Below are 13,830 nucleotides of genomic sequence, written 5' to 3'. Positions count from 1 at the left end.
CCCGCAGGCCGCTCCGCCGCCGGCTCCGGCCCAGCCCGRCTCGCCGCCTTCGGTCGTGCCGCGCGGCGGCCCGGCTGTTCCGCCCTCCGCTGCTCCGCCTCAAGCGCGTCCTCCGGCGGCTGCACCGCAGCCGGGTGTGGCTCCCTCGGCTCCCGCAGGGCAGCCTCGCCCGCCCGGGGCGCCACCTTCCGCTGCTCCCGGCACATCGGTTCAGCCCGGCGCCGGCGCGCCACCCTCCGTGGTTCCGCGCGGAGGGCCGGCCGTCCCTCCGTCGGCTGCTCCGTTCCAGCGCCCGCCGGGCGCAGCGCCGCAGCCTGGCACGGCTCCCACGGTCCCGGCCGGGCAGCCGCGCCCGGCGACGCCGCCTGCTGTTGCTCCCGGCGTTCCGGCTCAGCCGGGCGCCGCAGTTCCGGTACCGCCGGCCGGCGCAGCTCCGGCGCAGCCGCTGCGCCCGGCAACGCCTCCGGCCGCGGCTCCCGTCGTCCCAGCCCCGGCGCAACCCGGCGCTGCCTCTCCGCCTTCGCCCCCGCCCCCTGCCACGCCGCCTGCAGGAGCGGTGCCCGCTCAGCCCGGTCGCCCCGCTCCGGGCGCGCCTCCCGCCGCGGTTCCTGGCGCCTCGGCGCCGGTGCAACCCGGTGTCGCACCGACCCAGCCCGGCATGGCGCCGGCGCAGCCGCCGGCCGGCGGCGTCTTCCCCACTCAGCCGCCACAGCGCGAAGGCCGTCGCGGCGGAATCTCGCCGGGTGTGGCCGGGGCGATCGGTCTCGGGGTCGGCGCGATCGGCGGCATCATGGCCGTTCAGGGAGCGCAGCGCTTCGACGATATCCGGGCGCGGCGCGAGGAACGGCGCGAAGGTGATGTCACCGTCATCCGCGAGCCTGGCCGCACCATCATCCGCGACGACGATGGACGCGCCATCATCCGCCGCGACGAGGACCAGCGCTTCCGCGATCTCGGCTGGCAAGGCCGCTCCGAGCGCCGCGACGGCGAGATGCGGACCGTGTTCGAGCGTCCCGACGGCACGCGTATCGTCACCGTCACCGATGAGGAGGGCCGCCTGATCCGCCGTATCCGCATCGATCGCGACGACCGTGAGGTGGTGATCATCGACAACACCTTGCGTGACCGTCCCGGGCGCTTCGCCGATGATGTCGTCGTGCTGCCGCCGCCGCCGCTGCCGATCCCCCGCGAGCGCTATATCGTCGATGCCGACCAGGCCGACGAGGCACTGATCTACGAGACGATCATGGCGCCGCCGATCGCCGCGATCCCGCGCCGCTACACGCTCGACGAGGTCCGCTACTCGCCGGATCTGCGTGCCCGCATGCGCAGCGTCGATATCGATACGATCAACTTCGACACCGGTTCCTGGCAGGTTTCGCCGGACCAGGGTCAGCGTCTGGCCGTGATCGCGGATTCGGTCCGGCGGGCCCTGCAGAGCTCGCCGAACGAGGTCTTCCTCGTCGAGGGGCATACCGATGCCGTCGGCTCCGATGTCGACAATCTCTCGCTCTCGGATCGCCGGGCCCAGTCGGTCGCCGAGATCCTGACGCGCGACTTCCAGATCCCGCCTGAAAACCTGACCACCCAGGGCTATGGCGAGCAGTATCTGAAGGTTCAGACCCAGGACGCCGCGCGCGAGAATCGGCGCGTGACGCTGCGGCGCATCACGCCGCTGCTGACCGGTCAGAACCGCTGATCCCGCACGGGGCTGCTCCATGGGCAGCCCCGTTCTTTGCGGCGCGCGAGGAACCCCCGCACGCCCGTGGCGGTTCCTCTTCCGCAGGGAGAGCCGATGGGAGATGCAGCCATGAAGATGTCCGCTCTGGCGATGGCAGGCCTGATGCTCGCGGGTTACTTCGCGCCGTTTCCGGCATCGGCTCAGAATGTTCCTCCCGCCGTGAAACAGCGTGCTCCTGGCGTGCCGGTGAGGCCCCGGGCAGATGGGGCCGTGCGGCCGCCGGCCGGCGAACGGGCCGCGCCGCCGCGCGCCGACAGGCGTGAACAGCGCGATGACGGAGCACAGGCTGGCCCGCCGCAGCCCGGTCGCGACCTGCCGATGCCGCGTGCGGTGCCGTCGATCATCAGGCCCTGAGGCCGTTCAGGATTTGGCAAGGCGGGCGCATTAGCGTCGCCGGCATGAGCGACGCCGTCTCCCTTGCCCGCAGCATCGTCACGATGCAGGCCGCCTCGACGCAGCAGGCGCTGTCCGCCGAGATGATCAAACAGAACGCGCAGGCCGATCATAGCCTCGTCACCATGCTCCAGCAGAGCGTCGACCAGAGCAAGGCGATGCTCCCGGCCGGGCAGGGCGCCCTTGTCGACCGCTCCGCCTGAAGAATTCCCGCCTTCTGATCGTCTGCCGCATCACCCGTTGCCAAGCGGCCTCGCTGCGCCTAACCTCCGTACCGTTCCGAGGGGTGCCCGCAAGGGCTGAGATGGCTTCCGAAGCCGAACCCGTCGAACCTGATCCGGGTCATACCGGCGGAGGGACTGGAACGCGATCGCAGGGCGCAAAGCCTTGCCCGCAGACAGCGACTGAACCGCTTCGACGCCGGATCTCCTGACCTGTACCAAGGAGGAGATCCCCATGAATGCCCATATCAAACCCCAGAAGAACAGCGTCAAAACCGCGCCGCAAAGCGTGACGACCGGCCCGATCATCGGCTCGCGCAAGATTTATGTCGCAGCCCCCGAACATCCCGAAATGCGCGTGCCGTTCCGCGAGGTCGTGCTGACCACCGATGCCGAGCCGCCGGTGCGCATCTATGATCCCTCCGGCCCCTATACCGAGACCGAGGCGAAAATCGACCTCAACGCCGGGCTGACGCAGCCGCGCCGGGCCTGGCTCGATGCCCGCGGCTTCCAGACCGTGCCCGGCCGGGCCGTCACCGCTGCCGACAACGGCCATATCAGCGAAGCGCAGCTCGTGCCCGCCTGCCCGGCGCAGCGCCCGATCCTCGAGGCGAAGCCGGGCCAGATGACGACGCAGTACGAGTTCGCGAAGGCGGGCATCATCACGCCCGAGATGATCTATGTCGCCCATCGCGAGAATCTCGGTCGTGCCGCCATGCTGGAAGGCGCGCGGGAGCGGCATGCCGATGGCGAGAGCTTCGGTGCCAGCGTGCCGGAATTCGTGACGCCCGAATTCGTCCGCGACGAGATCGCCCGCGGGCGCGCGATCATCCCGGCCAACATCAACCACCCCGAGCTGGAGCCGATGGCGATCGGCCGCAACTTCCTGGTCAAGATCAACGCCAATATCGGCAACTCCGCCGTCACCTCCGGCGCGGCCGAGGAGGTCGAGAAGCTGGTCTGGGCGATCCGCTGGGGCGCCGACACGGTGATGGACCTCTCCACCGGCCGCAACATCCACAACATCCGCTCCTGGATCCTGCGCAATTCGCCGGTGCCGATCGGCACCGTGCCGATCTATCAGGCGTTGGAGAAGGTCGGCGGCGATCCGATCAAGCTCGATTGGGAGGTGTTCAAGGACACGCTGATCGAGCAGGCCGAGCAGGGCGTCGACTATTTCACCATCCATGCCGGCGTGCGGCTTCCTTACGTCCCGCTGACCGCCAACCGCGTCACCGGCATCGTCTCGCGCGGCGGCTCGATCATGGCGCGCTGGTGCCTGGCGCATCACCGCGAGAGCTTCCTCTACGAGCGCTTCGACGAGATCTGCGAGATCATGCGCAAATATGACGTCTCGTTCTCGCTCGGCGACGGCCTGCGCCCCGGCTCGATCGCCGACGCCAACGACCGGGCTCAGTTCGCAGAACTCGAGACGCTCGGCGAGCTGACCAAGGTCGCCTGGGACAAGGGCTGCCAGGTGATGATCGAGGGCCCCGGCCATGTGCCGATGCACAAGATCAAGGAGAACATGGACAAGCAGCTGCGCGAATGCGGCGAGGCGCCGTTCTACACGCTCGGACCGCTGACCACCGACATCGCGCCGGGCTATGACCACATCACCTCCGGCATCGGGGCTGCGATGATCGGCTGGTATGGCTGCGCCATGCTCTGCTACGTCACGCCGAAGGAGCATCTCGGGCTGCCGAACCGCGACGACGTCAAGACCGGCGTCATCACCTATCGGATCGCGGCCCATGCCGCCGACCTCGCCAAGGGCCATCCGGCGGCGAAGATCCGGGACGACGCGGTCTCCCGTGCCCGTTTCGACTTCCGCTGGGAGGACCAGTTCAACCTCGCGCTCGACCCCGACACGGCGCGCGAGTTCCATGACGAGACCCTGCCGAAGGACGCCCACAAGGTCGCCCATTTCTGCTCGATGTGCGGGCCGAAATTCTGCTCGATGAAGATCACGCAGGATCTGCGCGCCGAGGTGCAGGCGATGGGTGAAAACGAACGCAAGGCACTGGAGGCTTTGGCCGACGAAGGCATGGCCGCCAAGTCGAAGGAATTCCTCGACAAGGGCGGCAGCATCTATCTACCTGCGGCCGAATGAGCGGTATGAACGACAGCCTCGACGCGGCCCAGGTCGCGTCGATCCTCGCGCGGGTGGCCGAGCGCCGCCCGCGCGTCCATTGCCTGACCAATACGGTGGCGCAGAACGTCACCGCCAACATGCTGCTCGCCTTCGGAGCCGTGCCCTCGATGGCTGGTCATCCCGAGGAGGTTGCGGCTGTTGCAGCCGGTGCCGGCGCGATCCTGATCAATCTCGGGACGATCAGTCCGGAGGGCGAGCGCGCCATCCCGAAGCTCCTTGCTGCGGCGCGGGACGGCGGCATCCCGCTCGTGCTCGACCCTGTCTTCGTCGAGCTGTCGCCACTCCGGTTGAAGCTGGCCGGGGAGGTGTTGCGGCTACCGGGCGTCGTCGTGCGCGGCAATGCGGTCGAGATGGCGGCGTTGGCCGGACTGCTTGAACAGTCCTCCGGGGTCACGCGCGCGACGACAGGGGCTGTCGACATGATCGACGGGCCTTCCGGAAAGCTCTCTGTTGCCTTCGGGCATCCGCTGATGAGCCGCGTGACCGGGCTCGGCTGCGCTTCGAGCGCGCTGGCCGCAGCCTGTCTTGCGGTCGAACCAGACCCGGTGATCGCGGCCGGAGCCGCGCTGACGGCCTATGGCATTGCGGGCGAAATCGCGGCCGAGCGCTGCCATGGCCCTGGCAGCTTCGCGGTCGAGCTGATCGATGCGGTTGCGACGCTGGATGAGCGATCGCTGCAAGCCCGAATGGCGCGCGCCCGACGCTAGTGGGACAAGGCCGATTGGGGATTCACCGCCGCCCGCAAGCGCTCTAGGCTCGCCCAGCTGATTCGCCCGGCTGGCGGCGACCGCGCCGGGGGGCGATAGACGACATGATGACTAACCAAGCCTGCGAATCGCGCCGGCCAGTCCGGTTCGGCGTGATGGCGCTCGGCCTTGTTGCCGGTGTTTTCGGGGCTCAGGGAGATGCGCGCGCGGCCGAGAACGGCACGGGCTTCTACCTGCTTGGCGGTCGCGGCCCGATGGCGGGTTACCTGCCGCCGCCCGGGGTCTATTTCGAGAGTGATACCTATAGCTACGACGCGAAGCTCGATGCCCGGAAGTCCCTGCCTTCCGGCGGCCGCTTCGTCGCCGATGTGCGCAGCCAGGCACGGGCCGATTTCCTGAGCGGCACGTGGGTGACTCCCTGGGAGATCGCCGGCGGCAATCTCGCGTTTGGAGCCACCCTGCCTGTCGGCCGCGTCAGGGTCGGGGCCGGTGTCGAATACGATTCGCCACGAACGAACCGCCTGATCGGCTCCAATGTGCGCGACAATGCGACGATGGTCGGCGATCCCGTGTTCTCGACGATGCTCGGCTGGCATGCCGGCAAGTTCCATTGGAACGCGACCGTCATGGTGAACGCACCGGCGGGCGAGTACCGCAACGGCGAACTCGCCAATCTTGCCTTCCACCGCTGGGCAACGGACCTGTCCGGTGCCCTCACCTGGTTCGATCCGGAAACCGGTGTCGATCTGTCCGGTGTCGCCGGCGTGACGTTCAACGGCACCAATCCGGCCACTGATTACCGGACGGGCACCGAGTTCCACCTGGAATGGGCCGCCTCGAAGGCGTTGACCAGCGCGCTTTCCGCCGGCGTGATCGGCTATCACTATCAGCAGGTCACCGGCGATAGCGGGTCCGGCGCACAGCTCGGTCCCTACAAGGGGCGCGTGACGGCGCTCGGCGGCACGCTCGCCTACAATTTCACGGTCGGAAAGACGCCGATATCGACTCGCATCAAGGTCCTGCGCGAGTTTGCCGTCGAGAACCGCGCGCGTGGAACCGTCGGCCTGCTTACGGTCTCGCTGCCGCTGACGGTCTCGCCCTGACGACGGGGCCGATCGGGCGCGGGCTTTGGCCCATTGGGCCGGTCGGTTGATGATCCAGGGAAGAGCCGCCCCCGATCTCACGGAGTGAGCGGGGGCGGCTTTGAGCTTACGGCTTCGCGAATTGAAGCGCCGGAGGCACCGGGTTCGGTTTGAACGGTGCAACCTGAAGTGCCTTGGCGTCGAGGTCGAAGCTGGTCAGGTCGACCATGCGCAGGACCTGATCCTGATAGCTCTTGATGTAGTACTTCTTGGCCCGCAGATCTGCGACCGAGGTCCACTGCGTATACTCGAGCTCTCCGCCCTTCGCCGCCGAGTTGATGAAGCCGACGGGGATGTCGAAGTTGTTCATGATGTGCTCGACGAGACGCACCGCCTGCGGACCATCGGGAGCCTGCTTCGCCGAGGCGACGTAGCCGAGCGCGCGGATGAAGCGCGACGGCGGCGTCGGATCACCGGGGATGCCGAGCAGTCCGGACCCCTGTCCGAAGGGTTCGAACGTCGTGCCGCCGATCTTGAGCGGATCGGCCGAGACCGGCGAAATCTTGACGTAGTTGCGGATATTGTTGAGGTGCCAGTCGAAGGTCGGAGAATTCGTCAGCACGCCGAGCGGATTGTCATAGACTTTCAGCTTGCCGTCCACGGGCTCGATCACGATCGAGGCGCCTGTCGCATCGTGAATCGGGAAGTGGAACGGTAGTGTGAAATTCACGATCGGCGCCGGAAGGTCGACGATCACGGCCTTGTTGAGGGCTTCCTTGACCTCCGCGACCGTGGCGAAGTTCGACAGGACCCAGCTCAGGAATTCCCAGGGCGCGAGCGCAGTGTTCGGATCGGCTTGCGCCACCGGCGTGTAGCCCACGAAGTCCGGGAAATACAGGGCACCGCCGGCGAGCCCCTTCTCGTTCATGCCGTCGGAGACGAAAGGCTGGCCGAAGCTCATCACGCCGACGAAAGCATAACGCGTGTTCCACTTGGGGGCCGGCATGTTGGCGGGACGGGTCCCGACGAAGGCATAGTTCCGCGGGACCACGACGACGTCGGACGGTGTCTGGAGCGCATATTCGAGGGTGCGGCCGTAAACCGGCGTGCCGTCGGCGGCGATCATCAGAATGTTCGTGCAGGCCTGGGCCGGCGCGGCGCTGGCGAGCAGGCCGGCGAGCACTGCCGCCAGACCTTTCCTTGCAAATCCCCAATCAAAAAGGCGCATTCTATTCGGTCCCCCAAAAGCAGTGTGCTCCGGCTTGTAAGCAGCCAGTCCCGGAGCAATCGTAAAGATGCGCGCTGCCTTGTGCGGCCGGCGAGGAAGCCGGAAAAGGTAGTGAACGCAGCCTTAATCGCAGGGGGCGCCGGGGGCCGCGGGAGAGGTCCGCCAGCCTTCTACTGCGTCGGCGTGAGCGAGAGCGGCGCGGGCTTTGGCGCCGGGCGCGGCTTCGGCTTGGCGGCAGGCTTGGGGTCGGCGCTGAGGCCGAGCCGGACGCGTAGCGCGGCGGCGCGTGCTTCCGTGATCCGGGCAGCACAGAAGCCCATCTGGCCCTCGCGCTGGAAATCGCGGCAGATGGTTTCGCGCTCGGAGGAGAATCCCGCCTGCTCGCGGGCGATCGAGCGCTGCTCGACGGCGTCCGACTTGGCCGTCAGGGTCCGGTAGCCCTCGCGGACGGCGCGCTCGGCGGCGCCGCGCGCCCGTTCGATCTCTTTCGCCTGCGCGGCGATCGTCCGCGCGTCCGGCCCCCACAGGCCACGCGGATCGATCCGGCATTGGGCTGCCTCGACGACGCAGGGTTCGCTCGGTTCCACGACGAGGACGGCGCCATCGAGCACATCGAAGACGATCGGGCAGATCGGCGCTTCCAGCCGGTAGCGCGGCACCCCGGCCGGGCGCCCGAGCGCCGTGACCGGGACGGGCGCATCGCCGAAGGAAACGGAGCAGGGCTCGACGAGATTGACAGGCTGGAAGCCGTCGAGGTCGAGCTTCATCCCAAAGCCGCTGGCGATTTTCGTGAAAGTCGCCTCGCCGTGATGGCCGTTCCGGTGAAGGGGCCTGCCGAGGATTCCCTCCTCGGTCGGGATCTTGATCGCAGGCATGCTCGGCGGGCGCGGCGCGGCGGGCGTGCCGGGCTGCGAGGGGGCGCCCTGCTGCGTGCCCGGCGCATTGAACGGCTGCGCGCCCGGCAATTGCAGGGGCTGCGCCTGCGCGAGCGCCGTCATTGCGGCTGAGATAGCCGCCAGAGAAAGGGCGATGCGCGTCGATCGGCTCATGGTGTCCATGCGCAAACGGAACGGCCTTCCTGCATGAAGGCAGGTGCGAGCGGGCGCAAGGGCCGCAAGGACACAGTCGCGGCGGAAAGCGCCGGTGCAGCCCAAAACCCCACAATCCCCGATTCTTAATCGGCTCGCCTGTCTTGCAAGGGTAGGAACACCCTCACTATATACGCCGCCAAGGGGCGGTTTAACCACCGTCAAACGTGGAATGCCGGTTCGTTCGCCGCTGAAGCGGGGGCGGCCCGGTCCATGGGCCGGCAGGCGGCGTGAATGCGTCGCAGGTCGGCGATCTGCTCAATCGAAAGGGATCCCATCCATGGGTAAAGTCATTGGTATCGACCTCGGCACGACCAACAGCTGCGTTGCAGTGATGGAAGGCTCGACGCCCAAGGTCATCGAGAATTCCGAGGGCGCGCGCACCACGCCCTCAATCGTCGCCATCACGGATGACGGCGAGCGCCTTGTCGGCCAGCCTGCGAAGCGCCAGGCCGTCACCAATCCGGAGCGCACTTTCTTCGCGATCAAGCGCCTCATCGGCCGCACCTACGACGACCCGATGACGCAGAAGGACCTCAAGCTGGTCCCCTACAAGATCACGAAGGCCTCGAACGGAGATGCCTGGGTGTCCGCCGACGGCAAGGATTATTCGCCGTCGCAGATCTCGGCCTTCACGCTCACCAAGATGAAGGAGACGGCGGAGGCCTATCTTGGCCAGCCCGTCACCCAGGCCGTCATCACGGTTCCCGCCTATTTCAACGACGCCCAGCGCCAGGCGACGAAGGATGCCGGCAAGATCGCCGGCCTCGAGGTGCTCAGAATCATCAACGAGCCGACGGCGGCAGCGCTCGCCTATGGCCTCGACAAGAAGCAGGCCGGCACCATCGCGGTCTATGACCTCGGCGGCGGCACCTTCGACGTCTCGATCCTCGAGATCGGCGATGGCGTGTTCGAGGTGAAGTCGACCAACGGCGACACCTTCCTCGGCGGCGAGGATTTCGACATGCGCCTGGTCGAGTACCTCGCGGACGAGTTCAAGCGCGAGCAGGGCATCGACCTGAAGAAGGACAAGCTCGCTCTCCAGCGCCTGAAGGAAGCGGCCGAGAAGGCCAAGATCGAACTATCGAGCGCCTCGCAGACCGAGATCAACCTGCCCTACATCACGGCGGATGCCTCGGGTCCGAAGCACCTCGCCATCAAGCTTTCGCGCGCCAAGTTCGAGAGCCTGGTCGACGATCTGATCCAGCGCACCATCGAGCCCTGCAAGAAGGCGCTCAAGGATGCCGGCCTCTCGGCGGGCCAGATCGACGAGGTGGTCCTCGTCGGCGGCATGACCCGCATGCCGAAGGTGCAGGAGGTCGTGAAGCAGTTCTTCGGCAAGGAGCCGCACAAGGGCGTCAACCCTGACGAAGTCGTCGCCATCGGCGCTGCGATCCAGGCCGGCGTGCTCCAGGGCGACGTCAAGGACGTGCTGCTGCTCGACGTGACCCCGCTGTCGCTCGGCATCGAGACGCTTGGCGGTGTCTTTACGCGCCTGATCGACCGCAACACCACGATCCCGACCAAGAAGAGCCAGGTCTTCTCCACCGCCGAGGACAACCAGAACGCGGTGACGATCCGGGTCTTCCAGGGCGAGCGCGAGATGGCGGCCGACAACAAGCTGCTCGGCCAGTTCGACCTGATGGGCATTCCGCCGGCCCCGCGCGGCATGCCGCAGATCGAGGTGACCTTCGACATCGACGCCAACGGCATCGTTTCGGTGACGGCGAAGGACAAGGCCACCAACAAGGAGCAGCAGATCAAGATCCAGGCTTCGGGCGGCCTCAGCGAGGCCGACATCCAGAAGATGGTGAAGGACGCCGAGGCCAATGCGGCCGAGGACAAGAAGCGCCGCGAGCTGGTCGAGGCCAAGAACCAGGGCGAGAGCCTCGTTCACTCGACCGAGAAGTCGCTGAAGGACTATGGCGACAAGGTCACCGAGGCCGACAAGTCGGCGATCGAGACCGCGGTCGAGGCGCTGAAGACCGCGCTCACCGGCGAGGACGCCGAGGCCATCCAGGCTCGCACCAACGAGCTGATGCAGGCCTCCATGAAGCTCGGCGAGGCGATGTATGCCGCCAGCCAGGCCGAGACGAATGGCGCCGCGGCCGAAGGCGAAGCGGCGGCAGACGCCAAGAAGGACGACGTCATCGACGCCGACTTCAAGGACGTCTCGGACGACAAGAAGAAGAGCGCGTAACCCGCGCCCGCCTTCCTCGGGAACGTCATGGCCGGGCTTGACCCGGCCATCTCGTTCCCGAGAAGGCGTCGCGAAGAAGGAAGCGCCTTCCTGCCGGAGATGGCCGGGTCGAGCCCGGCCATGACGCATGGGAGGCGAAGGGGCTGTTCGATCGATGTCGAAGCGCGATTACTACGAGATCCTCGGCGTCAGCCGGACCGTGACCGAAGTCGAGCTCAAGGGCTCGTTCCGCAAGCTCGCGATGCAGCATCACCCGGACAAGAATCCCGGCGACAAGGAAGCCGAGATCAAGTTCAAGGAAATCAACGAGGCCTATCAGGTCCTCTCCGACGGCCAGAAGCGCGCCGCCTATGACCGCTTCGGCCACCAGGCCTTCGAGAATGGCGGCGGCGGCCCAGGCGGCAACGCCGATTTCTCCGACTTCATGTCGGACATCTTCGATTCCTTCTTCGGCGATGCGAGGCGGGGTGGCCCACGCAGTGCCAATGGCCGCGAGCGCGGCGCCGATCTGCGCTACAATCTCGAGATCGGGCTGGAAGAGGCCTTCACCGGCAAGAACGCCTCGATCCGCGTGCCGACCTCGGTTTCCTGCGAGGCTTGCTCGGGCACCGGCGCCAAGCCCGGCTCGAAGTCGCGGCAGTGCCCGACCTGCGGCGGCCATGGCCGCGTCCGCGCCAATCAGGGCTTCTTCTCGGTCGAGCGGACTTGCCCGACCTGTTCCGGCCGCGGCGAGATCATCGACGATCCCTGCAAGAACTGCCAGGGCGCCGGCCGCGTCACGCGCGAGCGGACGCTTTCGGTCAATATTCCGGCTGGTGTCGAGGACGGCACCCGCATCCGGCTTGCCGGCGAAGGCGAGGCTGGTCTGCGCGGCGGGCCCGCGGGCGATCTCTACATCTTCCTCTCGATCAAGCCGCACGCGATCTTCCAGCGCGACGGCGCGGACCTGTTCTGCCGCGTGCCGATCGGCCTGGTGTCGGCGGCGCTCGGCGGCGAGATCGAGGTGCCGACGCTCTCGGGCGAGCAGGCGCGGGTGAAGATTCCCGAGGGTACCCAGACCGGCAAGCAGTTCCGCCTGAAGGGCAAGGGCATGAGCGTGTTGCGCTCGCGCGACGTCGGCGATCTCTACATCCAGGTCGTGGTCGAGACGCCGCAGAAGCTCACAGCGCGCCAGCGCGAGCTCCTGGAGGAGTTCGAGCGCGAGAGCTCGCACAATAACCACCCCGAGACGGCCGGCTTCTTCGGCCGGGTCAAGGATTTCCTGGGCGGGCTCGGCGGCACGGCCTGAGCCGCACGTAGGCAAACATGAAAAGGGCCGCCTTTCGGCGGCCCTTTGCTTTTGAGACCGAAGCCTCAGATCTTGTCGACGGCCTTCTTGACGGCGTCCTTGCCCTTGCCGATTGCCTGCTGGGCCTCGCCCTTCATTTCCTGGGCCTTGCCCTCGGCCTGGAGGTCGGGCTTGTCGAGCGCCTTGCCGGCGGCCTGCTTGACGTTGCCGGCGGCCTCGTTGGCCATGCCCTTGATCTTGTCGGTCGTGCTGCCCATAGCGAAGCTCCTTCTGGTCCTGGTGCGACATCCGTCGCGTCGCATAAGGAACGGAGCCTGGGCGGAAAGGTTCCGGGCGATCACGCCGTTCCGCTGCCGTTCGCCGCGAGCGCCCGCAGCGCCTCGGCCGTTTCGGCGTCGGCTGGGAAGAAGGTTTCCAGGGCGAGTTCGGACAGCGTGATGTCGACCGGGGTGCCGAACACCGTCGTCGTCGAGATCAGCGACAGCACTACATCCCCGAGCCGCAACTGCATCGGCACGACGATACCGGCTTCCATCTCGGCATCATGGCGCGCCTTCTTCGCCTCGGCCGGATAGGGGTATTCCGAAAGCTCGTTCAGCAGGGCGCCCAGAGTGCCATCCGCCGTCGCCCGCACCTGCTGGCGCAGCCGGGCGAGCAGATGGGCCCGCCATTCGCCGAGATTGGCGATGAACGGAGCGAGCCCGTCCGGATGCAGCGACAGGCGCAGCACATTCACCGGCGGCCGCAGCAACTCGGCGTCGGCGACGAGGCCGAGCAGCCGGGTCACCGCACCATTGGCGGCGAGCAGCGTCCAGTGCCGGTCGACCGCGAGCGCCGGATAGGGCTCGTGCCCCCTGAGGATGAGGTCGATCGCGCCCTTCGCCGCCTTCAGCGACGGGTCTTCCAGCGAGCGCGCCAGATAGATCGGCGCATAGCCCGCGGCGAACAGCAGCGCATTGCGCTCGCGCAGCGGCACGGCCAGATGCTCGGCGAGCAGCAGCACCATCTCCCGGCTCGGGCGCGAGCGGCCGCTTTCGATGAAGCTCAGATGCTTCTGAGAGATCTCGGCTTCGAGCGCGAGGTCGAGCTGGCTGAAGCGGCGAAGCTGGCGCCAGTCACGGAGCAGGGCGCCGATGGATGGGGCGTGATGCGTGTTCATGGCAGCCAAGCTAGCGATCCCCGCCGGCCGTTCCAATTACCTCCCGCTTAATCGACGCCTCTCCCAGAAAGCGGCAGCATCTCCGGCATCGACAACGGGCTGACCGCCCGGCAAGCCGCAAGGAGAATGTCATGTCGCTCATCCAGTCCTCGCCTCTGCTGCGTAACGCTCTTGCGCTCGATGCCGCCGCCTGTGCCGGCATGGGCCTCCTGCTCGCCACCGCCGCCGGTCCGCTCGCCGGTCCGCTCGGCCTGCCGGAAGGTTTCCTGCTCGGCGCGGGGGCCGTGCTGCTGCCTTGCGCGGTGCTGCTGGGCTTCCTCGCCAGCCGCAGGCTCCTGCCGCGCCTCGCCGTCTATGCGATCATCGGCGTCAACCTGCTCTGGATTGTCGAGAGCATCGCGATCCTGTTGCTCGGCTGGTTCGCGCCGACCGGGCTCGGCATCGCTTTCGTGCTCGCCCAGGCTGTGGCCGTCGCCGTCGTCACCGAGCTGGAGATGATCGGTTTCCGGCGCTCGCCGGTGCAGGCCGAAGCCCTGCTGGGCATGGATGGCGCGGGCCTGCGCTGAGA

The 13,830-nt window shown here is 67.5% G+C and carries 13 protein-coding genes and 1 riboswitch; of the genes, 9 read left to right on the top strand and 4 right to left on the bottom strand.

Annotation, left to right across the window (positions count from 1 at the left end; genetic code table 11):
- Positions 1–625 precede the first annotated feature (625 nt).
- From AC1DNE_RS25450 to AC1DNE_RS25425, 6 genes are all read left to right on the top strand, one after another.
- Complete coding sequence (locus AC1DNE_RS25450; protein ID WP_441472132.1) at positions 626–1,699, top strand: OmpA family protein; 1,074 nt, start codon at positions 626–628, stop codon at positions 1,697–1,699.
- A gap of 111 nt (positions 1,700–1,810) precedes the next feature.
- A complete protein-coding gene (locus tag AC1DNE_RS25445) occupies positions 1,811–2,095 on the top strand; it encodes a hypothetical protein (protein ID WP_441472133.1) in 285 nt (94 codons plus the stop codon).
- Positions 2,096–2,139: 44 nt separating this feature from the next.
- On the top strand, positions 2,140–2,337 hold the full coding sequence (locus AC1DNE_RS25440) for a hypothetical protein (protein WP_441472134.1): 198 nt from the start codon (positions 2,140–2,142) through the stop codon (positions 2,335–2,337).
- A gap of 69 nt (positions 2,338–2,406) precedes the next feature.
- Positions 2,407–2,511, top strand: a riboswitch (TPP riboswitch).
- Between the two features lie 79 nt (positions 2,512–2,590).
- Positions 2,591–4,468 carry a phosphomethylpyrimidine synthase ThiC gene (gene thiC, locus AC1DNE_RS25435; RefSeq protein WP_441472135.1) on the top strand — a complete coding sequence of 626 codons (1,878 nt, stop codon included), beginning with the start codon at positions 2,591–2,593 and terminating at the stop codon, positions 4,466–4,468.
- A 5-nt stretch (positions 4,469–4,473) separates the two neighbouring features.
- Positions 4,474–5,217, top strand: a complete 744-nt coding sequence (locus AC1DNE_RS25430) for a hydroxyethylthiazole kinase (protein WP_441472136.1) — start codon at positions 4,474–4,476, stop codon at positions 5,215–5,217.
- Between the two features lie 104 nt (positions 5,218–5,321).
- Positions 5,322–6,320 carry a SphA family protein gene (locus AC1DNE_RS25425; RefSeq protein WP_441472137.1) on the top strand — a complete coding sequence of 333 codons (999 nt, stop codon included), beginning with the start codon at positions 5,322–5,324 and terminating at the stop codon, positions 6,318–6,320.
- Between the two features lie 106 nt (positions 6,321–6,426).
- Here AC1DNE_RS25425 and AC1DNE_RS25420 read toward each other — a convergent pair whose 3' ends face one another.
- Together AC1DNE_RS25420 and AC1DNE_RS25415 are read right to left on the bottom strand one after the other, a co-directional pair.
- Complete coding sequence (locus tag AC1DNE_RS25420; protein WP_476765214.1) at positions 6,427–7,527, bottom strand: linear amide C-N hydrolase; 1,101 nt, start codon at positions 7,525–7,527, stop codon at positions 6,427–6,429.
- A 170-nt stretch (positions 7,528–7,697) separates the two neighbouring features.
- Entirely contained in the window at positions 7,698–8,576 is an 879-nt protein-coding gene (locus AC1DNE_RS25415) for a hypothetical protein (RefSeq protein ID WP_441472139.1), read from the bottom strand.
- Between the two features lie 319 nt (positions 8,577–8,895).
- Between AC1DNE_RS25415 and dnaK the strand changes: the two genes are divergently transcribed.
- Positions 8,896–10,815: a molecular chaperone DnaK gene (gene dnaK, locus AC1DNE_RS25410; RefSeq protein WP_441472140.1), complete on the top strand. Its 1,920-nt coding sequence runs from the start codon at positions 8,896–8,898 to the stop codon at positions 10,813–10,815.
- A 154-nt stretch (positions 10,816–10,969) separates the two neighbouring features.
- Entirely contained in the window at positions 10,970–12,103 is a 1,134-nt protein-coding gene (gene dnaJ / locus AC1DNE_RS25405) for a molecular chaperone DnaJ (protein WP_441472141.1), read from the top strand.
- A 65-nt stretch (positions 12,104–12,168) separates the two neighbouring features.
- Here the strand turns inward: dnaJ and AC1DNE_RS25400 are convergent, their stop codons facing one another.
- Positions 12,169–12,360 carry a CsbD family protein gene (locus tag AC1DNE_RS25400; RefSeq protein WP_441472142.1) on the bottom strand — a complete coding sequence of 64 codons (192 nt, stop codon included), beginning with the start codon at positions 12,358–12,360 and terminating at the stop codon, positions 12,169–12,171.
- Positions 12,361–12,440: 80 nt separating this feature from the next.
- Positions 12,441–13,262 (bottom strand): helix-turn-helix domain-containing protein, encoded by an 822-nt coding sequence (locus tag AC1DNE_RS25395; RefSeq protein WP_441472402.1) that lies wholly within the window; start codon positions 13,260–13,262, stop codon positions 12,441–12,443.
- 131 nt (positions 13,263–13,393) lie between these two features.
- Between AC1DNE_RS25395 and AC1DNE_RS25390 the strand changes: the two genes are divergently transcribed.
- Positions 13,394–13,828, top strand: a complete 435-nt coding sequence (locus AC1DNE_RS25390; RefSeq protein WP_441472143.1) for a hypothetical protein — start codon at positions 13,394–13,396, stop codon at positions 13,826–13,828.
- The last annotated feature ends 2 nt before the right edge of the window (positions 13,829–13,830 follow it).

The organism is Allobosea sp. 05L423 (assembly GCF_056397745.1).
The sequence above is the reverse complement of the archived record's forward strand: the minus strand, read 5'-3'. Positions and strand labels throughout refer to the sequence as shown.